Below are 20,456 nucleotides of genomic sequence, written 5' to 3' on the forward strand. Positions count from 1 at the left end.
GCCGGTTTTTTTTCGCCTGCAAAAAAGTTTCCAACCGCAAATGGCTCAAGCACGCGGCATTGCACCCAACTGGTCAGACCGGTCATGCCAATTCGTCATTTTTTACTTGCGAGCTTCTGAAAACAGCGCCTAGACTGCGCCTGCACTGGACATACCGGTAAGACCACAATAATTAAGTCCTGAATCTGATGTGCCCCGCACACGGCAGCCAGGACACCGACCAGGATTCCTCCCATGCTCAGATGGTGCTCGCGTTCAATCTTCCTCCAAGTGGTTCTCGGACTGGTGCTCGGCATCATCTGCGGGCTGACCCTTCCCGAATATTCCGCTCAGCTCAAACCGCTGGGCGACGGTTTCATCAAACTGATCAAGATGCTTATCGGCCTGATTGTGTTCTGCGTGGTGGTCAGCGGCATCAGCGGCGCCGGCGATCTGAAGAAGGTCGGGCGCATCGGCCTCAAGTCGGTGATCTACTTCGAAGTGCTGACCACCATCGCGCTGGTGATCGGTCTGGTATTCGCCTTCAGCACCGGGATCGGCAGCGGCGCGAATATTCATCTGGAGCAGTTGTCCGCCGCCGACATGGGCGATATCGCCGAACGCGGTCAGCATATGCACACCACCACCCAGTTTCTGATGGACCTGATCCCTACCTCGGTGATCGGCGCCTTTGCCGACAACAACATCCTGCAAGTGCTGCTGTTTTCGGTGTTGTTTGGCAGTGCGTTGAATCTGGTAGGCGAAGCAGCTTCCGGGATCTCGCGCCTGATCAACGAACTGAGCCATGTGATCTTCCGGATCATGGGCATGATCGTGCGCCTGGCGCCGATTGGCGTGTTCGGTGCCATCGCTTTCACCACCAGCAAGTACGGCCTCGATTCGCTGCAACACCTGGGCAGCCTGGTCGGCTTGTTCTACCTGACCTGCATGGCCTTCGTCAGTGTGATCCTCGGCCTGGTGATGCGTGCCTCCGGCCTGCGCATGTGGCCACTGCTCAAGTACCTGCGTGAAGAGCTGCTGATCGTCATGGGCACCGCTTCTTCCGACGCCGTGCTGCCGCAGATCATGCGCAAACTCGAACACCTGGGCATTGGCAGCTCGACGGTCGGCCTGGTGATTCCCACCGGCTATTCGTTCAACCTCGACGGCTTTTCGATCTACCTGACCCTGGCCATCGTGTTCATCGCCAACGCCACCGGCACGCCATTGGCAATGACTGATCTGCTGACGATTCTGCTGGTGTCGCTGATCACCTCCAAGGGTGCCCACGGTATTCCCGGTTCGGCGCTGGTGATTCTGGCGGCAACGCTGACCGCGATTCCGGCGATCCCGGTGGTGGGTCTGGTGCTGGTGTTGGCGGTTGACTGGTTCATGGGCATCGGCCGGGCGCTGACCAACCTGATCGGCAACTGCGTCGCTACCGTGGCCATCGCCCGTTGGGAAAAGGACATCGATGTGCAGCGCGCGAACAAGGTGCTCAACGGCGAGCAGGGCTATACCTTTCAGCCGAGAAAACCGCTCGCCCAGGCGGCGGCCAAAGAATTCTGAATGACCGCCGTGCCTGCTCCACCGCAGGCACGGCACAGGGAGCCAATACGTGATTACAACATCAACCGTCGTCAACTCAGTGGTAGAGAAACTTCGGGCCGCACTGGCCCGTGGTCAGTGGCGCTCCGGCGACATGCTGCCGGGCCAGCGCGAACTGGCCGAACAACTGGGCATCAGTCGCCCGAGCCTGCGCGAAGCGGTGATCGTCCTGGAAACCCTCGGCCTCGTCCGCTCGATGCCGGGCAAGGGCGTGGTGGTGCTCGACGCCCAGCTCAGCGACAGCCAGAGCCATGACAGCGCCGTGGCCGGCGCGAGCCTCGAAGACGTGCTGCAACTGCGCTACACCCTTGAGCCGTTCATCGTCGGTCTGGTTGCACAGTCGATCAGCAGCAAGGAAGTCGGGCAACTGCGCCTGACCCTGATGGACATGCGCGAAGCTCTTGAAGCGGGCGACAGTGAAGCCGGGGTCAGCGCCTACATCGCCTTTCACGAAGAGCTGTTCACCCTGACCTCGAACCCGATCTTCCAGAGTGTGGTGCAGCAAACCAGCAACGCCCTCAAGCAAAGCGCCGAGGTGCTGCGCAATTCGCCTGAGCACCTGGCCGAGCGCCTGGAAGAAAACGAAGCGGTGGTGCGCGCGATCCGCAGCAAGAACAGCGCCCAGGCCAGCGCCGAAATGCGTCGGCACATTCTGCGCGAAGGCCAGCGGATGGGCATCGAATTGAATATTCCGGAAGACAACTTGAGCCACTGAATTTACTCACTCTGGAGACCGGCCATGAACAGCCTCGCCACGTCGTCGCACAATCGCCAGATGTCGACGGCCCTGCCCTTCTCCCGCCTGCACGCGCCGGTGGATGATCTGTATCCCCGGCTGTTCGATGCGATTCTCGAACAACGTCTTGATGCTGCCAGCCGCTTCACCGAAGACAGCCTCAAGCAAATGTTCGGCGTCAGCCGCGCGGACGTGCGTCGGGTGTTGACGCAGTTGTCCCATGAGCAAGTGATTGTGTTGCGCTCCAATCATCGGCCGCGGGTGGCTGCGCCCGATACAGAGCAGACGCGGCAGACCCTGCACGCACGACGCTTGACCGAGAACACGTTAGTGCGACTGGCGTGTCAGCACGCGCAACCTGATGACTTGAAACGCCTGCGCGCATTGATCGAACGCGAGCGCCAGGCTGTGGATAAAAATCGACGCGCTGCGGCAATTCGCCTGTCCGGGGAGTTTCATCTGCAGTTGGCGAAGATGGCCGGAAATGCACCGTTGGCGCATTTTCTTGGCAGCCTGGTACCGCTGACATCATTGGTAATTGCGCGAAGTGAGTGCCAAACGCACAGCTGTTGCGCATGGCACGAGCATTTGGCGTTGGTAGAGGCGGTGGAACGAGGCGATGCTTCAAGGGCCGGGATGCTGATGAATCGGCATCTGGATCATCTTGAGCAAACACTGCTGGGTTCAGAGCCTGGATATTGTGTTGTTGGTTAGATCGCCTTCGCGAGCAAGCCCGCTCCCACAGTAGACTGCATTCCTCCTGACAGGATGCGGTCTGCTGTGGGAGCGGGCTTGCTCGCGAAGAGGCCCTTCCAGCCGCCACAAATTCAGTTTTGCTGTGCAGCCACCCGAGCAAACCCCGCCCGAATTTTCTCTTCCGGCAGATCATCGGCAATAAACACAATCACACTTTCCCGCACTTCACCCTCGGCCCATTCGGTATCCCAGTCGAAACCGTAAAGTTTCAACACGCCCTGAAACACCAGCCGCCGATCCTCCCCGGCAATGCTCAGCACACCCTTGTAACGCAGCAATTGCTTGCCATGCTCTTCGAGCAGCTCATTCATGAACTCGCTGAGTTGATCGATATCCAGCGGCTGCTCAGTGCGCAGCACCAGGCTGGAGATACGGTCGATCGAGGGCGCCTTGCTCACCGGACGCAGGCTCATCCCGCCGCCCAAGTCGGCGTTGAGATTGAAGCCACGCACGTCGAGCAGTTCCGCCAGATCGATGTTGCCATGCTCGACTACCCGGATCGGCGCACGGCGGTTGATCCGCGTCAGGCGTTCACTCAGCGCGGTGAACGTCGCCTCGTCCACCAGGTCGGTCTTGCTCACCAGCAGGCGGTCGGCGAAACCGATCTGCGCCTGGGCGATGGTCTGGGTCAGGTGCAGGTCGGCGTGGGCGGCGTCGACCAAGGTGATGATGCCGTCGAGCAGATAGCGCTCGCGCAGTTCTTCATCGATGAAAAAGGTCTGCGCCACCGGGGCCGGATCGGCCAGCCCGGTGCACTCGATCACCAGCCGGTCGAAAGCGATTTCGCCGCTGTCCAGGCGCTCGAGCAGCAGGTACAGGGCCTTGGTCAGATCGGTGTGAATGGTGCAGCAGACGCAGCCGTTGGCCAGGGTCATGACTTGCACCGGCTCGTCGCCGAGCAACTGGGTGTCGATGCCGGCATCGCTGAATTCGTTTTCGATCACGGCGATTTTCAGGCCGTGCTCGGCCTTGAGCAAATGGCGCAGCAAGGTGGTCTTGCCGGCACCGAGGAAACCGCTGAGTACCGTTACGGGTATGGGAGAAGACAAAACACGATCTCCTGAAAGAAACACAAAACAAATGTGGGAGCGGGCTCGCTCGCGAAGGGGTCTTGTCAATCGACATCATTGCTCGATGACATACCGCTTTCGCGAGCAAGCCCGCTCCCACAGGGGGATTACCTCAACCCTCTGGCTGTCAGCTCAACAGCACTTGGGCCCACCCTTGCCACCGTAACGCGCCTCCTGACGTTCGCGAAAGAACATCTCGTAGCTCATCACCGGTTTGTCCGGGTGTTTGGTTTGCATATGCTCGACGTAGGTGTCGTAGTCGGGCATGCCGACCATCAGGCGCGCGGCCTGACCGAGGTATTTACCGAGGCGACTCAGGTCATTGAACATGGTGCAATCCTCTGGTTACGCGTCCGGCAGTGCCTGGAATGGCGATTCTTTATCCGTACGCTCTTTTTTGCCCCAGGCGGCGATGCCGACCTTGAGCGCATAGAACAGGATGCTGAAGACCACGAACAGGAACAGCGCGGTGAGCGTTGCGTTGGTGTAAGCGTTGAAGATCACGTGCTGCATCTGGTCGATGCTCTTGGCCGGCGCGAGGATCTGACCGTTGGCCAGTGCATCGCTGTATTTCTTGGCCAGCGACAGGAAGCCGATCGCCGGGTTGGCGTCGAACAGCTTGATGAAGCCTGCAGTGGTGGTGCAGATCAGCAGCCAGGCCGCTGGCAGCAGAGTGACCCAGATGTAGCGTTGACGCTTCATCTTGATCAGCACCACCGTGCCGAGCATCAGCGCGATACCGGCCAGCATCTGGTTGGAGATACCGAACAGCGGCCACAAGGTGTTGATGCCGCCCAGTGGATCGATCACGCCTTGGTACAGCAACCAGCCCCACATCGCCACACAACCGGCGGTGGCGATCAGGTTGGCGGTCCACGATTCGGTACGTTTCAGCGCCGGCACGAAAGAACCGAGCAGGTCCTGCAGCATGAAGCGCCCGGCACGGGTGCCGGCGTCCACAGCCGTGAGGATGAACAGCGCTTCGAACAGGATCGCGAAGTGGTACCAGAACGCCATGGTGTTTTCACCCGGCAGGACACTGTGCAGGATCTGCGCAATACCGACCGCCAGGGTCGGCGCACCGCCGGCACGGGCCAGGATGGTGGTTTCGCCGATGTCGTGAGCCACGGCTTGCAGCGCCTCAGGCGTGATCGCAAAACCCCAGCTGCTGACCATTTGCGCGACCGATGCCACGTCACCGCCGACCACGGCGGCCGGGCTGTTCATGGCGAAGTACACACCCGGCTCGATCACCGAAGCGGCAACCATGGCCATGATCGCCACGAACGATTCCATCAGCATGCCGCCGTAACCGATGTAACGCGCGTTGGTTTCGTTATCCAGCAGCTTCGGCGTGGTGCCCGAAGCAATCAGTGCGTGGAACCCGGACACCGCACCGCAAGCGATGGTGATGAACAGGAACGGGAACAGACCGCCCTTCCACACAGGACCGGTGCCGTCGACGAACTGGGTCAGCGCCGGCATTTTCAGCTCGGGCATGGTCACCAGAATACCGATCGCCAGGGCGATGATGGTGCCGATCTTGAGGAAGGTGGAGAGGTAGTCACGTGGCGCGAGGATCAGCCACACCGGCAGCACTGCCGCGACAAATCCGTAACCGATCAGCATCCAGGTGATCTGGATACCGGTAAAGCTGAAAGCCTTGGCCCAGACCGGATCGGCGGCAATCTGCCCGCCCAGCCAGATCGAACCGAGCAGCAGCAAGACGCCAATAACCGAGATCTCGCCAATGCGCCCCGGACGGATGTAGCGCATGTAGATGCCCATGAACATCGCGATCGGGATGGTCGCCATCACGGTGAAGATGCCCCACGGGCTCTCGGCCAACGCCTTGACCACGATCAGCGCCAGCACCGCGAGGATGATGATCATGATCAGGAAGCAGCCGAACAGCGCAATGGTGCCGGGCACGCGGCCCATTTCTTCACGCACCATGTCGCCCAGGGAACGGCCGTTGCGCCGGGTGGACATGAACAGGACCATGAAGTCCTGCACCGCACCCGCCAGCACTACCCCGGCAATCAGCCACAGCGTGCCGGGCAGATAGCCCATCTGCGCCGCCAGCACCGGGCCGACCAGAGGGCCTGCGCCGGCAATCGCGGCGAAGTGGTGACCGAAAAGAATGTGTTTGTTGGTTGGTACGTAGTCCAGACCGTCGTTGTTGAGCACGGCGGGGGTGGCCCGACGCGGATCGAGTTGCATCACATTGTTTGCGATGAACAGACTGTAGTAGCGGTACGCAACCAGATAAATGGCCACTGCCGCGACCACGATCCACAAGGCGTTGATCGCCTCTCCTCGGCGCAATGCCACTACGCCCAGGGCGCACGCTCCTACGATTGCCAGCACTAGCCAGGGTAAGTGGCGTAGCAGGCTATTATTATTTTTCATTTTATTATTCCAGCCAGGGTGGACAAGAAAGACAGCCACCCCGAGTTTAGCGCTACTGGCGGCAAAGACCATACCCCGACATTGGTCTAGACGCCTGTCTGCACTGGCACGGTTGAAGAATGCGGGTCTATAGTCAGCGAACCTTTGGAGGATTGCGCCATGAGCGAGCACCCAGCCAACCGTCGTCGCTTCAAACGTATTGCGTTCGATGCCAGCACCGATCTGAGTCAGGGGCAATACATCTGGCCGGTGAAACTGATCGATCTGTCACTCAAGGGGCTGTTGATCGAGCGGCCGGAGCCTTGGCTCGGGGATAAGGAGCATGATTTTCATGTCGACATTCATCTGAGCAAAGACGTCGAGATCAAGATGGATGTACATCTGGCCCATGAAGATCACGGGCAACTGGGATTTGTCTGCCGGCATATCAGCCTGGAATCGATCCAGTGCTTGCGGCGCTTGATCGAGCTGAATCTGGCGGATGAGGCCGAGCTTGAGCGCGAATTGGGCGCCCTGATCGAAATCTAGAACCCACCCAAAAAACAAATGTTGGAATGAACCCTGTGGCGAGGGGATTTATCCCCGATGGACTGCGCAGCAGACCCGTTTCTTCAGGGCCGCTCCGCGCCCCATCGGGGATAAATCCCCTCACCACAGGATTTCATTCATACAAGGGAATTGTGGTTATTCGAAGAGTGCGTCCAGAGCCTGCTCCAGACGAGTCACCGCGATGATCTGCAACCCCGCCGGCGACTCTTTCGGTGCATTGCCCTTGGGCACGATCGCTCGCTTGAAACCATGCTTGGCCGCCTCCTTCAAGCGCTCCTGCCCGCTTGGCACCGGGCGCACCTCGCCCGACAGCCCGACCTCGCCAAACACCAGCAGATCATGCGGCAACGGCCGGTTACGCAGGCTCGACATCACCGCCGCCATCAGCGCCAGGTCAGATGCGGTTTCCAGCACCTTCACCCCACCCACCACGTTGAGGAACACGTCCTGGTCGTGGGTCGGAATGCCGCCGTGGCGGTGCAGGACCGCGAGCAGCATTGCCAGACGGTTCTGATCCAGGCCCAGGGTCACCCGACGCGGGTTCGCCAGATGGCTGTCATCGACCAGCGCCTGCACCTCCACCAGCATCGGCCGGGTGCCTTCCCACGTGGCCATCACCACGCTGCCCGGGACCTCTTCCTGAGCACGGGTGAGAAAAATCGCCGAAGGGTTGGAGACTTCTTTCAGGCCCTTGTCGGTCATGCCGAACACGCCGAGTTCGTTGACCGCGCCGAAACGGTTTTTCACCGCACGCAGCAGTCGCAATCGACCATCGGACTCGCCTTCGAAATACAGCACGGTATCGACCATGTGCTCCAGCACCCGGGGGCCTGCGAGCGCGCCTTCCTTGGTGACGTGACCGACGAGGAAAATCGCCGTACCGCTCTGCTTGGCATAGCGCACCAGCAGCGCCGCACTTTCGCGCACTTGCGAGACGCCACCGGGAGCCGACTGCAATTGTTCGGTGAAGATGGTCTGGATCGAGTCGATCACCATCACCTTGGGTTTTTCCTGGCGGGCCGTGGCGATGATGGTTTCGATGCAGGTTTCGGTCATCACCCGCAACTGGTCCTGCGGCAGTCCGAGGCGTCGGGCGCGCATGGCCACTTGCTGCTGGGATTCTTCACCGGTGACGTACAGCGCCGGCATGCTCTTGGCGAGGTTGCACAGGGTCTGCAGCAGAATCGTCGACTTGCCGATGCCCGGGTCACCGCCAATCAGCACCACCGAACCGTCCACCAGACCGCCGCCGAGCACCCGGTCCAGCTCACCGGAGGCGGTGGAAAAACGCGGAATCTCTTCAATGCTGACTTCGGCCAGCGTCTTGATCTGCGCCTGTTGCCCGGCCCAGCCGGTGCGCCCGGTGGGGGCCGTGGCACCGCCGCTCTCGATCATGGTTTCGGTCAGGGTGTTCCAGGCGCCGCACTCGCCGCACTGGCCCGCCCACTTGGGAAAGGTTGCGCCGCACTCGGTGCAGCCGTACATGCGCTTGGCCTTGGCCATCTGGATCCCCCGGCAAAAACCGCGATGATAACGCAGCCACCACTCAGCGCGGCGCGGCGGTGCGGATTTCGCCGTTGGCCAGACGCGCGGCGCTGTTGCCCAGCGGATCTTCGGCATTGAGGTCGGCGCCCTTGGCTTTGAGTGCATCGAGCAATTCGACGCGCTTGAACAACCCGGCGTACATCGCGGCAGTTTGTCCCGCGCCGTTGCGCTGATCGGGGCTGCAATCGGTGGCCATCAGCCGTCGGGCAATCTGGAGCTCGCCCTTGAAGATCGCCCCCATCAACGCCGTATTGCCGCGCTGATCCTGCGCGCAGGCATCCGCGCCTGCCGCCAGCAAGCGATCCACCGCCGCGCCCTGGCCGTGATACGCCGCCAGAATCAGCGCGGTGTAGCCCTTGTTGTCACGGGTATCGAGGGAATAACCGGATTCGATAAACGTCTCGAGCATCGGCACGTCACCGCGCCGGGCGGCATCAAAGTAGTAATCCTGCAACTGGGCCTTGATCGCCTCAGGGCTCTGCCCGGCCTGCGCAGTAAAGGACAGGCAGCCAAGCAACAGTAAAAGATAAGGACGCATATGTGCTCTCCTTGGGCAGAACGGGGCCTGACTCAGGCCCCGCGGTGCATGGCGTCGAGATCAGTCGATCAATTTCGCTGCCAGCGCCTTGACCCGGCCCAGGTCGCCCTTGGCCACTTTGGTCACACCGGTGCCGTATTCCGGGTCGGCCTTATAAAGGAAGGACAGGATGATGTGCTTGCTCTCGTCATCGGTGGTCGCCAGCGAGCCGCCGAAGCTGTCGATCAGGTCCTGACGCTCCTGCTGGCTGAACGAGCGATACAGATCACCCGCCTGCTTGAAGTTCTGCTCACGCTGGATCTTCGCCTGTTGCGTGCTGCCGGACAGTGCCAATTGGCTGTAACGCGCACTTTGCGGCTCTTCGCGCGGTTGCAGGCGGCTCGGCTGATAGTTCACGCCAGACTGGGTCGCACCGAAGTTCATCGCACCGTCCTGATTGCCATTATTGACGGCAACTTTCGGCGCATTGATCGGCAGTTGCAGAGCATTGGCGCCCAGACGATACATCTGCGTATCGGCATAAGAGAACACTCGGCCTTGCAACAGACGATCTTCGGAAGGTTCGATACCCGGTACAACATTGGCGGGTGCCATGGCAACTTGTTCGGTTTCCTGGAACACATTCGCCGGATTACGGTTCAACACCATTTGTCCAACTTTTCGTTCCGAAATATTGGGCCAGATCTTGGTCGCGTCCAATGGATCGAAATCAAACTTGGACAAATCTTGTGGATTCAGCACCTGGATGTACAAGTCCCACTTCGGGAAATTACCTTTATTAATGTTGGTTACCAAGTCATTGGTCATATGACTGTAATCTTGACCCTGAACGGTTGCGACTTGTTTTGGCGAAAGATTTTTAATGCCCTGCAAACTCTTCCAGTGAAACTTCACGTAGTGAACTTCACCTTTGGCATTGACCAACTTGTAGGCATGTACACCATTGCCATCCATCTCCCGATAACTGGCAGGCGTGCCCGAATTCGAGTACAGCTCGGTCAGCGTACGGGTGGCTTCCGGTACGTGGGAGAAGAAGTCGAAACGACGCGAGTCATCGTCAAGGTTGGTACGTGGATCGGGCTTGAACGCATGGACCATGTCCGGAAACTTGATCGCATCGCGTATGAAGAACGTCGGGAAGTTGTTGCCGACCAGATCCCAGTTGCCATCGGCGGTGTAGAACTTGGTGGCGAAACCCCGCGGATCCCGCAGGGTTTCCGGGGAGTGGTTGCCGTGCACCACTGCGGAGAAACGCACGAACACCGGCGTTATCTGGCCTGCGGCAAACACCTTGGCCTTGCTCAGGTCACTGAGGTCGTTGGTCACAGTGAAGGTGCCATGGGCCCCCGTGCCGCGTGCATGAACCACGCGCTCGGGAATGCGCTCACGGTCGAAACGCTGCAGCTTCTGAATGAGTTGCACATCCTGCAGCAGCACCGGGCCATTGGCGCCGGCAGTTTGCGAGTTCTGGTTGTCGCCGACCGCTGCGCCGTTGTCCCGGGTCAGGGGGGCGGCGTGCACGGAGAAGGTCAACAGGCTGGCGGCGAGTACGCCAAGGGTACCGCGATGGGGAAAAGCCCCCAGTCCAAGAGTGGAATTCATATCAGGTTCCTCTGGTTCTTTTGGGCGCATCCAGGTGCGCCAATCAGAGGCTAGAGGGCTATGTCCGAGAACATAAATAGAAAGTTCGCAACTCCATGATTGAAAATTTTAGCTTCCCGATCAGCGGTTTACGGCGTATTTCGCGCGCGATTAGTGGCACTTTGCAAACTAATCGTCGATTCATGTGTCGATAAAAACGGGCATTGTAAGAAGGTGTTTCGCGCAGGACGCCTTTTGCTGATTTACACTGCGTACACCAACCTCATCTGTAACAAGGAAATAACCTATGGGCGTGCTAAGTGAGTTCAAGGCCTTCGCGGTCAAAGGCAATGTGGTCGACATGGCCGTCGGTATCATCATCGGTGCCGCCTTCGGCAAAATCGTTTCGTCGTTTGTCGGTGACGTGATCATGCCGCCAATCGGCCTGTTGATCGGTGGGGTGGACTTCAGTGATCTGGCGATCACGCTAAAAGCCGCCGAGGGCAGCGCCCCCGCAGTGGTCATGGCTTACGGCAAATTCATCCAGAGCATTCTGGACTTCGTGATCGTCGCCTTCGCGATTTTCATGGGCGTCAAAGCCATCAACCGCCTGAAACGCGAAGAAGCCGTGGCCCCTACCCTGCCACCGGTTCCGACCAAGGAAGAAGAGTTGCTCGGTGAGATCCGCGATCTGCTCAAAGCCCAGAACAACCGGCCTTGACGGCTTCATGAATGAAAACGGCGCCTGTGATGGCGCCGTTTTTTTTACCAGTAGTTTTCCACCGCCACCTGCCCCGGCCGCCGCGTCAGGCTCAGGCTCATGTGCCGTTGTTTCAGCAGCGCCCGGGTGTCATCGATCATCTGTGGATTGCCACACAACATCACACGCGAATGCTCGGCGGTCAGTGCAGCTCCTGCAACACGCTCCAGCTCGCCATTTTCGATCAGGCTGGTGATGCGGCCATGCAGGGCGCCAGGAAAATGTTCGCGGGTAACCGTGGGGATGAATTGCAGTTTATGCGCGTGCTCGGCCAGGTAATCACGCTGAGCCAGCTCCGCGATCAGCGACTGATAGGCCAACTCCCGTGCTTCGCGCACGCTGTACACCAGGATGATTCGCTCAAACCTCTCCCACACCTCGAAATCCTGCAGGATCGACAGAAACGGCGCGACGCCGGTCCCTGTGGATAACAGCCAAAGATCCCGACCGTCGACAAAACGATCCAGCGTCAGATAACCAAAGGCCTGACGCTCCACCAGCAAGGCATCGCCCGCCTGCAATCGGCTCAGCTCACTGGTGAACTCGCCCCCAGGCACCACGATGGAAAAGAACTCGAGAAATTCATCGAAGGGTGAGGAGACCATCGAGTAGGCACGCCACACCGTGCTGCCATCAGCCTTGGTCACCCCCAGGCGGGCGAATTGTCCTGCACGGAACCTGAAACCTGCATCACGGGTGGTACGCAGGGTGAACAGACTGGGGGTCAAGGGCTGCACATCGACCAAGGTCTGGGCGGTAAATTTCTCTGCGCTGACAGTCATGGGCCACTCCACTGAAAGGACCCTGCCAGTTTCGCGCAAACCGGCACCCTAAAACACCACTGCTTTTATAATGTCTTTTCATTCATCGAGACCAATGAGAAAAAAACCCAGATACAACTAATAGCGAGATCTCCACGGCCAAATTGAATGGCAGCCTGAACAAAACGCGCTATCCCCGGCTAATAACTTTCTCCCAATTAAAGCTCATTCCAAAGAGCAAAAAAATTCAACGACACGTGTAGGACTTGTCCTACACTCGACTCCGTGCACGATCCATTGGATCCAAAAATGCGCCCCAGGAAACGACTCACGGAGAGTTTGTGATGGAAATATGGAAGGAGTCGCAATTAAAGCAACTGACTTTTGCAAGAGAAATAGAGACCGCATATCCGATCTTGCTGCAATTCGCGCAAAACATTGGCTTCAATTTTTGTGCTGTCTCATTGACATCAAATAATCGGAACGCCGACTTTAAAATCTTGCAAATCAATAACTACCCCAAAGAGTGGAATCAACTCTATGAAAAAGAAAGCTACAGGAAAGTTGACCCGGTAGTCACACACTGCAATCGCTCCATGCTGCCCATTGTCTGGACAGAAGAGCTGTTTTCGCCGACCCCACTGCTGTGGGACGCTCAACAGGAACATGGATTGAGACATGGCTGGTCCCAGTCGTTCCATCATGAAGCCAGTGGGCTGTGCAGCATACTGAGTCTTGCGAGAAAAAATGGCCCGCTGAGCCCGCTCGAGTTGTACGAGCATTTTGGCTACATGTTTTACGCGACCAGCCATCTGAGTGATCTGTTTGCCAGATCCCTGCCCAAACTGCCAAAAAAGCCCGAGCACCCGCACCTTTCACCGCGGGAGCTGGAAGTGCTAAAGCTCTCGGCACTCGGCAAGACGGCCTACGAGATTGCCCGGATCCTTTGTCTGAGCGAGCGCACCGTGAATTACCACGTGCAAAACGTGATCATCAAACTGAACGTCTGCAACAAGATTTCCGCCGTCATTGCCGCCAGCCGTTGTGGTCTTCTCGACGCGCCCAACCCGTAAAAGCTGCAAGTATTTCAACGGAAAAAAACGTACCATTTGCGACCTTCCTGAGTGATGACGTTAAACGTCGTATTCCACTCGGACGGTTCCGCTGCGCAACAACCCGGGCTGCGGGCCACCCGTTGATTAACCAGAGTTCCCGCATCATGCCTTTGCTCGACACGCCCTTCGCCCAACTCGACCTGATTCGCCAGCCCGAGCAGCAGAATGAACCGCTGCAAGCATTCGATGCGGCTGACGAATACCTGCTCAATCACCTGGCCGCTCAGCAACCGACGGCGGACACTCGGGTGTTAGTGCTCAACGACAGCTTTGGGGCGTTGGCGGCAAGTCTGGCGGGCAAGGTTCAGGTCAGCAGCAGTGGTGACTCGTTTCTGGCGTTCCAGGGGCTGGAAAAGAATCTGGTGCGCAATGGCCTGGCGTTCGATGCGGTGCGCGGCATTGCGGCCAGTGAACCGTTGGTCGGTCCGTTTGACCGAGTGCTGATCCGAGTCCCCAAAACCCTCGCGTTGCTGGAAGAACAACTGATTCGCCTGCAAGGGCAACTGGCGCCTGGCGTCGAAGTGGTGGCGGCAGCCATGGTCAAGCACCTGCCGCGTGCGGCCGGGGATCTGTTGGAGCGTTACATTGGCCCGGTACAGGCTTCACTGGCCGTGAAAAAGGCCCGCTTGTTGATCGCCACACCCGAGGCCAAAGCCCCAGCGATCTCGCCCTACCCGTCGCGCTACCAGCTCGACGAGCCGGCCATCGAATTACTCAACCACGCCAACGTGTTCTGCCGTGAAGGCCTGGATATCGGCACCCGGGCCTTTCTGCCATACCTGCCGCAAAATCTGGGCAGCGCCCGCGTCGCCGACCTTGGCTGTGGCAACGGCGTGTTGGCCATCGCCAGTGCCTTGCAGAACCCTGACGCGCATTACACGCTGGTCGACGAATCGTTCATGGCCGTGCAATCGGCCGCTGAAAACTGGCGCGCCGCCCTCGGCGAGCGCGAAGTGATCGTGCGCGCTGGTGATGGTCTGGCCGGGCAAGAGCCGCAGTCGCTGGACGTGGTGCTGTGCAATCCGCCGTTCCATCAACAACAGGTGGTCGGCGACTTCCTCGCCTGGCGCATGTTCCAGCAGGCGCGTGAGGCGCTGGTGGTGGGCGGTGCGTTGTACATCGTCGGCAACCGTCACCTGGGTTATCACAGCAAACTGGCGCGGCTGTTCCGTGGCGTCGAGCAAGTGGCGGCAACCCCGAAATTCGTGATCCTCAAGGCGCGCAAGTAAACGCCAGGCAAAAAAAACCCTCCGCGGTACAGAGGGTCATGAATCCGTGCCCAAGGGCAACGGGACGGGATGTTTCAGTGCGTGGTCAGACCGGCCGCGTTCATGAACAGGCGCATCAGGCTGGCGACAATGAACAGCGCGCCGACGCTACCAATCCAGATCAGGGCCAACCAGCCGAGCCGCTGCCACAGCGGCTTTTTTTCGGCCTCTTCAATCTCGTGCAAGGAATGCTTGCTGCTCATTGCATCAATCCTCCGTCAGGCGATGGCGTCACTGAAGACACCATCGCGGGCAGACTCGCTCCCACAGGGTGAGCAGAGCGCAGATTAGTGGTAACCATCTTCATGGGTGACCTTGCCGCGGAACACGTAGTAGCTCCAGAAGGTGTAGCCCAGGATGAACGGGATGATGAACAGCGTACCGACCAGCATGAAGCCCTGGCTCTGCGGCGGTGCGGCAGCGTCCCAGATCGAGATCGACGGCGGCACAATGTTCGGCCACAGGCTGATGCCCAGACCGCTGTAGCCGAGGAAAATCAGCACCAGGGTCAGCAGGAATGGCATGTAGTTGGCGTTGCGCGCCACGGCGCGGATCAAGCCGTACATCGTCACCAGCACCAGAATCGGCACCGGCATGAACCAGAACAGGTTCGGCGTGCTGAACCAGCGTGTGGCGATTTCCGGGTGTGCCAGCGGCGTCCACAGGCTGACGATGCCGATCACTGCCAGCAGCACGAACGCCAGTGGTCGCGCCAGGTTGTGCATCTGTTCCTGCAGCTTGCCCTCGGTTTTCATGATCAGCCAGGTGCAGCCGAGCAAGGCATACGCCACCACCAGCGCGGCGCCGCAGAACAGGGTGAACGGCGTCAACCAGTCCAGTGAGCCACCCGCGTATTGCCGATTGACCACCGGCAAGCCGTCGATGAACGCCCCCAATGCGACACCCTGGAAGAACGTCGCCGCCACCGAGCCACCGATGAACGCCTTGTCCCACAGGTGGCGCTTGTCGTCCTTGGCCTTGAAGCGGAATTCGAACGCCACACCGCGGAAAATCAAGCCGATCAGCATGAAGATCAGCGGCAGGTACAGTGCCGAGAGCACCACCGAATAGGCCAGCGGGAACGCGCCGAACAACGCCGCGCCGCCCAGTACCAGCCAGGTTTCATTGCCGTCCCACACGGGGGCGACGGTGTTCATCATCACGTCACGGTCGGTCTTGCCCGGGATGAACGGGAAGAGAATCCCGATCCCCAGGTCGAAGCCGTCCATGACCACGTACATCATGATGCCGAAGATGATGATCACGGCCCAGATCAGCGGAAGATCAATACCCATGATTCAAATCTCCTTGGTCAGGCTGGGGCGATGGTCTGCGTCGGCACCATCGTCGTCGGCAGCGGACATCGGCCGGGCCGGCGTGCGTTTCTGGCCGGGACCACCGTCGTTGGTTTCCTTGCCTTCATCGGTTTTCGGCCCTTTGCGCACCAGGCGCATCATGTAGCCCAGGCCTGCGCCGAACAGGGCGAAATACACCACGACGAACATGATCAGGGTGATGCTCATCTGCATGAAGCTGTGGTTGGAGGACGCATCCGCCGTGCGCATCAGCCCGTAAACCACCCAAGGCTGACGACCGATCTCGGTGGTGAACCAGCCGGCGAGGATCGCGATCAGGCCGGATGGCCCCATCCACAACGCCAGGTACAGGAACGGTCGCGAGGTGTAGAGCGAATCGCGCTTGCGCAGCCACAGGCTCCACAGACCGGTGAAGATCATCAGGAAACCGAGGCCGACCATGACCCGGAACGACCAGAACACAATGGTCGAATTCGGCCGGTCTTCAGGTGGAAACTCCTTGAGCGCCGGCACCTGCTTGTCCAGCGAGTGGGTCAGGATCAGGCTGCCGAGGTACGGGATCTCCACGGCGAATTTGGTTTTTTCTTCTTTCATGTCCGGCCAGCCGAACAGGATCAACGGCGTCGCTTCGTTGCCTTTGTTTTCCCAGTGGCCTTCGATCGCGGCGATTTTCGCCGGCTGATGCTTGAGGGTGTTGAGGCCGTGGAAGTCACCGATGACCGCCTGGATCGGTGCGACGATCAGCGCCATCCACATCGCCATCGAGAGCATGGTGCGAATCGCCGGGTTGTCCTTGCCGCGCAGCAGGTGCCAGGCCGCCGACGAGCCGACGAAGAAGGCCGTGGCAACGAACGCCGCGGTCGCCATGTGCATCAGGCGATACGGGAACGACGGGTTGAAGATGATTGCCAGCCAGTCAGTCGGGATCACCTGACCGTTGATGATTTCGAAGCCTTGGGGCGTCTGCATCCAGCTGTTGGAGGCGAGAATCCAGAACGTCGAGATCAACGTGCCAATGGCCACCATCACCGTGGCGAAGAAGTGCAGGCCGCGCCCGACCTTGTTCCAGCCGAACAGCATCACCCCGAGGAAACCGGCCTCAAGGAAGAATGCCGTGAGCACCTCGTAAGTCAGCAGCGGCCCGGTGACGGAACCGGCGAAGTCCGAGAAGCGGCTCCAGTTGGTGCCGAACTGGTAGGCCATGACCAACCCTGACACCACGCCCATGCCGAAGTTGACAGCAAAGATCTTCGACCAGAAGTGGTAGAGGTCTCGGTAGGTGTCATTGTGGGTCTTCAACCACAGGCCTTCGAGCACCGCCAGGTAACTCGCCAGACCAATGGTGATGGCCGGGAACAGGATGTGGAACGAGATGGTGAACGCGAACTGAATTCGGGCGAGATCGAGTGCCTCTAAACCGAACATATGGCTTCCTCTGTCAGGTAATACTGGCGTTGGGGCGCGAGGCCCCTGTACCTACTGCCCCCACGGATATGGAGTGCGGCGAATTCTGATTCGTTCTTTTTAACAGCCATCGCAACGCAGGGAGTCTGGCCAACGGGCCACCAGACCATGGCCCGGGAGGGTCTTGATCTGGATCAAGCAACGTTGAAAGAGTAGTCCCATTTCCGACGAACAACCGCGTGGTCGTTTGCCGCGTGACAAGTTGCCTCAGGATTGGGGAACTGATCTGAAATACATTCCCTGGGACAGCGCGATCCCTTGTGGTGAGGGGATTTATCCCCGATGGGTTGTGAAACAGCCCCAGACGCCTCCCGTTTTCTGGTCGCTTCGTTGATTTTTTATGACTGCTGCGCAGCCGATCGGGGATAAATCCCCTCGCCACGGAGGATTGAGGCGCGCCGGGGAACGATAGATGTCTGGCTAACTAAATTTTTTGTCATGGCAACTTCCTGTTACAGACTGGTGATAACCTCGCCGTTCCCCCCCAAGCCAGACCTGCCTTCAGATGCCCAGCCAAGAGCCCCTGCTGTTACGTCACCATCGCCCGTTTCTCGCGTTCTGGTTTGCACGAATCTTTACTGCCAGCGGCTTTCAGATGCTCACCGTGGCGATCGGCTGGAATCTGTATCAGTTGACCGGCAACGTGCTCGACCTGGGTCTGGTCGGTCTGGTGGAGTTCGCACCACGGGTGCTGTTCATGCTGCACACCGGGCATGTCGCCGACCGCTATGACCGGCGTCGTGTTGCGGCGATCTGCCAGTCGTTGCAGGCGTTGATCGCCCTGGCACTGGCGATCGGTAGCGCCACTGACCACATCACCCGGGAAATGATCTTCATCCTCGCCTTCCTGCTCGGCGGCGCGCGCTCCTTCGAGCTGCCGACCACCCAGGCGCTGCTGCCGAGCATCGTGCCCACGGCGTTGTTCCCTCGGGCCGTTGCTGCGGCGCAGTCAGCGCAACAGTCGGCCACCATTGTCGCCCCGGCGATGGGCGGCCTGCTCTACGCGTTTGGCAGTGTCTGGGTCTACGGCCCGACCGTGTTGCTCTACGTCATCGCCTGCACATTGATGCTCAACCTGCCCGCGCGACAGACGCCGCTGAACAAAGGCAAAGCCACGCTGGACTCGTTGCTGGCGGGGATTCGCTTCATTCGCAGCCGCCCGGACATCCTCGGGGCGATCTCGCTGGATCTGTTCGCCGTACTGCTCGGTGGCGCCACGGCGTTGCTGCCGGTGTTCGCCAAGGACATCCTGCTCACCGGCCCGTGGGGCCTGGGCCTGTTGCGCTCGGCGCCGGCGGTCGGGGCGCTGGGGATGTCGCTGTTTCTGGCGCGATTTGCGGTAGAGCGCAATGTCGGTCGGGTAATGTTTACCGCCGTCGGCGTATTCGGCGTCGCGACCATTGCCTTCGGCCTGTCGACCTCGTTCTGGTTCTCGCTGGCGGTGCTGGTAGTGCTGGGCGCAGCGGACATGATCAGCATGGTGATCCGCGCCTCCTTCGTGCAACTGGAAACCCCGGACGAAATGCGCGGCCGGGTCAGCGCGGTGAACGGCCTGTTCATCGGCGCCTCGAACCAGTTGGGCGAATTCGAATCCGGTCTCACTGCCCACTGGTTCGGCACCGTGCCAGCGGTGGTGATGGGCGGGATCGGCACGCTAGTGGTGACCGGGACGTGGATCAAACTGTTCCCGACCTTGGCCAGACGCGACCGGATGCATGTGCCGGTGGAAGAGGCGAAGGTCTGAGTCACATCAGCGAAATCAAATTATCTGGACGATCACCGACAGGAGGCGGGCTCATGCCCATGCACAACCCGCCTATTGCCGCCCACGCCTGATCCCTTCAAACCAGCATCTCCCCCGCCACCTTGGCCCGCAACGCCTTGCCGCCAAGCTGCTCCACCAGCGTCAGGGCAAACGCCAGTGCGCCGCCAGAGCCCTGGGCGGTAATGCAATTGCCGTCGACCACCACCGGTTGATCAACAAACGTACAACCCGACAGTTGATGGCTGGCACTCGGCAGGCAGGTCATGCGCCGTTGGCGTAATAAGCCTGAGGCTTGCAGAGCGATGGCCGGGGATTCGGCGATGGCGGCGAACAGGCGTCCGGCGCTGGCCTGATCCTTGAGCAGCTGTTGCAGCGGCTGATGCGCCGCCAGGTGCTGGGCGCCGATGGCGCCGCCGGGCAGGACGATCAGGTCAAAAGTCTGCGCCAGCACGTCGACCAGCATGCCATCCGCCGTCAGGCGCGTGCCGCGCGCGCAGGTCAGCATGCGCCGACCTTCGATGCTGGCTGCCACCACTTCGACGCCGGCGCGGCGCAGCACGTCGATCAGGGTCACGCATTGCAGATCATCGATGCCCTCGGCGAGGGTAATCAGGGCTCTAGAGGTCATGGCCGCCATCCGCTGGGTGATCTTCCAAGCGTAGTCAGCTTTGCCCTGCCCTGTTCGGTGACAGCCGTTACTTGATGTAAAGCTGGGTCGACATCGTGTTGCGTGGCGCGTTGATCGAGGTATTGCTGAAGGTGAAAGTGCCTTCCTGCTTGCCCGCCAGATCGAAGGTATACAGCGAGCCGACGGTATTGCGACCGGGCGTGCACTCGGTCAGGTTGCCGTTATCGAAGGCGCACACCGGGGCCCGGGTGCCATTCACTTCAAAACCGTCCAGCGTGGCGTGTGGCTGATTCTGGCCATAGCCGACTTCCAGCACATACACCTTGATGCTCGGTCCGGCGTGATTGCATTGGGTCTGGGTCTGTCCATCACCGATGTCTTCCAGGCCACACGCCGGCGACTGGACCTTGATGACTTTCACTTGCGTCAATGGCTGCGCCGAGGCGGCAAGTGCCACGGGCGCCCCGACCATCAGCGCTGCAATCAACCCCCAAGCCTTCATCCCGCGCGCGCTCATGCGTTTCCCATCCCGAAAAAATCAGCGCGCAGTATGGCGCAGTTGGCCCTGTGGCAAAACTTCGACGACGTTCGGCACCAACAACCGC

At 59.8% G+C, this 20,456-nt stretch carries 20 protein-coding genes; 8 read left to right on the forward strand and 12 right to left on the reverse strand.

What is annotated here, in order from left to right:
• Positions 1–234: 234 nt before the first annotated feature.
• The 3 genes from QMK55_RS09220 to QMK55_RS09230 are packed head-to-tail and all read left to right on the forward strand — an operon-like array spanning position 235 to position 3,037.
• Complete coding sequence (locus QMK55_RS09220; RefSeq protein ID WP_320329078.1) at positions 235–1,548, forward strand: C4-dicarboxylate transporter DctA; 1,314 nt, start codon at positions 235–237, stop codon at positions 1,546–1,548.
• A 49-nt stretch (positions 1,549–1,597) separates the two neighbouring features.
• Positions 1,598–2,302, forward strand: a complete 705-nt coding sequence (locus QMK55_RS09225) for a FadR/GntR family transcriptional regulator (protein WP_025108765.1) — start codon at positions 1,598–1,600, stop codon at positions 2,300–2,302.
• Positions 2,303–2,326: 24 nt separating this feature from the next.
• Positions 2,327–3,037 carry a GntR family transcriptional regulator gene (locus QMK55_RS09230; RefSeq protein WP_102354476.1) on the forward strand — a complete coding sequence of 237 codons (711 nt, stop codon included), beginning with the start codon at positions 2,327–2,329 and terminating at the stop codon, positions 3,035–3,037.
• A gap of 113 nt (positions 3,038–3,150) precedes the next feature.
• Here the strand turns inward: QMK55_RS09230 and yjiA are convergent, their stop codons facing one another.
• The 3 genes from yjiA to QMK55_RS09245 form a co-directional block, all read right to left on the reverse strand.
• Positions 3,151–4,128: a GTPase gene (gene yjiA / locus QMK55_RS09235; RefSeq protein ID WP_320329079.1), complete on the reverse strand. Its 978-nt coding sequence runs from the start codon at positions 4,126–4,128 to the stop codon at positions 3,151–3,153.
• A 153-nt stretch (positions 4,129–4,281) separates the two neighbouring features.
• Positions 4,282–4,479, reverse strand: a complete 198-nt coding sequence (locus QMK55_RS09240; protein ID WP_003228401.1) for a YbdD/YjiX family protein — start codon at positions 4,477–4,479, stop codon at positions 4,282–4,284.
• A 15-nt stretch (positions 4,480–4,494) separates the two neighbouring features.
• Positions 4,495–6,561 carry a carbon starvation CstA family protein gene (locus QMK55_RS09245; RefSeq protein ID WP_025108762.1) on the reverse strand — a complete coding sequence of 689 codons (2,067 nt, stop codon included), beginning with the start codon at positions 6,559–6,561 and terminating at the stop codon, positions 4,495–4,497.
• Between the two features lie 159 nt (positions 6,562–6,720).
• On the opposite strand from QMK55_RS09245, the gene QMK55_RS09250 reads away from it, so the two are divergent.
• On the forward strand, positions 6,721–7,089 hold the full coding sequence (locus QMK55_RS09250; RefSeq protein ID WP_102354478.1) for a PilZ domain-containing protein: 369 nt from the start codon (positions 6,721–6,723) through the stop codon (positions 7,087–7,089).
• A 156-nt stretch (positions 7,090–7,245) separates the two neighbouring features.
• Here the strand turns inward: QMK55_RS09250 and radA are convergent, their stop codons facing one another.
• Genes radA through katB form a run of 3 tightly spaced genes read right to left on the reverse strand, consistent with a single transcriptional unit; the run spans position 7,246 to position 10,795 of the window.
• Positions 7,246–8,613: a DNA repair protein RadA gene (gene radA / locus QMK55_RS09255; protein WP_095181861.1), complete on the reverse strand. Its 1,368-nt coding sequence runs from the start codon at positions 8,611–8,613 to the stop codon at positions 7,246–7,248.
• 43 nt (positions 8,614–8,656) lie between these two features.
• Positions 8,657–9,193: an ankyrin repeat domain-containing protein gene (locus QMK55_RS09260; RefSeq protein ID WP_102354479.1), complete on the reverse strand. Its 537-nt coding sequence runs from the start codon at positions 9,191–9,193 to the stop codon at positions 8,657–8,659.
• 60 nt (positions 9,194–9,253) lie between these two features.
• Complete coding sequence (gene katB / locus QMK55_RS09265) at positions 9,254–10,795, reverse strand: catalase KatB (RefSeq protein WP_320329080.1); 1,542 nt, start codon at positions 10,793–10,795, stop codon at positions 9,254–9,256.
• Between the two features lie 286 nt (positions 10,796–11,081).
• Between katB and mscL the strand changes: the two genes are divergently transcribed.
• Complete coding sequence (mscL, locus tag QMK55_RS09270) at positions 11,082–11,495, forward strand: large-conductance mechanosensitive channel protein MscL (protein ID WP_102354481.1); 414 nt, start codon at positions 11,082–11,084, stop codon at positions 11,493–11,495.
• Between the two features lie 44 nt (positions 11,496–11,539).
• Here mscL and QMK55_RS09275 read toward each other — a convergent pair whose 3' ends face one another.
• Positions 11,540–12,316 carry a ferredoxin--NADP reductase gene (locus QMK55_RS09275; RefSeq protein ID WP_102354482.1) on the reverse strand — a complete coding sequence of 259 codons (777 nt, stop codon included), beginning with the start codon at positions 12,314–12,316 and terminating at the stop codon, positions 11,540–11,542.
• Between the two features lie 323 nt (positions 12,317–12,639).
• Between QMK55_RS09275 and QMK55_RS09280 the strand changes: the two genes are divergently transcribed.
• Both QMK55_RS09280 and QMK55_RS09285 read left to right on the forward strand, forming a co-directional pair.
• Complete coding sequence (locus QMK55_RS09280) at positions 12,640–13,368, forward strand: autoinducer binding domain-containing protein (RefSeq protein WP_320329081.1); 729 nt, start codon at positions 12,640–12,642, stop codon at positions 13,366–13,368.
• A 146-nt stretch (positions 13,369–13,514) separates the two neighbouring features.
• The gene (locus tag QMK55_RS09285; protein WP_320329082.1) at positions 13,515–14,639 is read left to right on the forward strand and encodes a class I SAM-dependent methyltransferase; all 1,125 of its coding nucleotides are present in this window, start codon (positions 13,515–13,517) and stop codon (positions 14,637–14,639) included.
• A 74-nt stretch (positions 14,640–14,713) separates the two neighbouring features.
• Here the strand turns inward: QMK55_RS09285 and QMK55_RS09290 are convergent, their stop codons facing one another.
• From QMK55_RS09290 to QMK55_RS09300, 3 genes are all read right to left on the reverse strand, one after another.
• Entirely contained in the window at positions 14,714–14,881 is a 168-nt protein-coding gene (locus tag QMK55_RS09290; RefSeq protein ID WP_102354485.1) for a DUF2474 domain-containing protein, read from the reverse strand.
• A gap of 84 nt (positions 14,882–14,965) precedes the next feature.
• Positions 14,966–15,973, reverse strand: coding sequence for a cytochrome d ubiquinol oxidase subunit II (cydB, locus tag QMK55_RS09295; protein WP_102354486.1), 1,008 nt, complete (start codon positions 15,971–15,973; stop codon positions 14,966–14,968).
• A 3-nt stretch (positions 15,974–15,976) separates the two neighbouring features.
• Positions 15,977–17,419 carry a cytochrome ubiquinol oxidase subunit I gene (locus QMK55_RS09300; RefSeq protein ID WP_102354487.1) on the reverse strand — a complete coding sequence of 481 codons (1,443 nt, stop codon included), beginning with the start codon at positions 17,417–17,419 and terminating at the stop codon, positions 15,977–15,979.
• Positions 17,420–17,963: 544 nt separating this feature from the next.
• Between QMK55_RS09300 and QMK55_RS09305 the strand changes: the two genes are divergently transcribed.
• Complete coding sequence (locus QMK55_RS09305) at positions 17,964–19,202, forward strand: MFS transporter (RefSeq protein WP_102354488.1); 1,239 nt, start codon at positions 17,964–17,966, stop codon at positions 19,200–19,202.
• A 97-nt stretch (positions 19,203–19,299) separates the two neighbouring features.
• Here QMK55_RS09305 and QMK55_RS09310 read toward each other — a convergent pair whose 3' ends face one another.
• Entirely contained in the window at positions 19,300–19,851 is a 552-nt protein-coding gene (locus QMK55_RS09310) for a DJ-1 family glyoxalase III (protein ID WP_102354613.1), read from the reverse strand.
• Between the two features lie 67 nt (positions 19,852–19,918).
• A complete protein-coding gene (locus QMK55_RS09315; RefSeq protein WP_102354489.1) occupies positions 19,919–20,368 on the reverse strand; it encodes a DUF4879 domain-containing protein in 450 nt (149 codons plus the stop codon).
• Positions 20,369–20,456 lie beyond the last annotated feature (88 nt).

The sequence above is a fragment of the Pseudomonas sp. P8_229 genome, from assembly GCF_034008635.1.
Lineage (GTDB): Bacteria > Pseudomonadota > Gammaproteobacteria > Pseudomonadales > Pseudomonadaceae > Aquipseudomonas.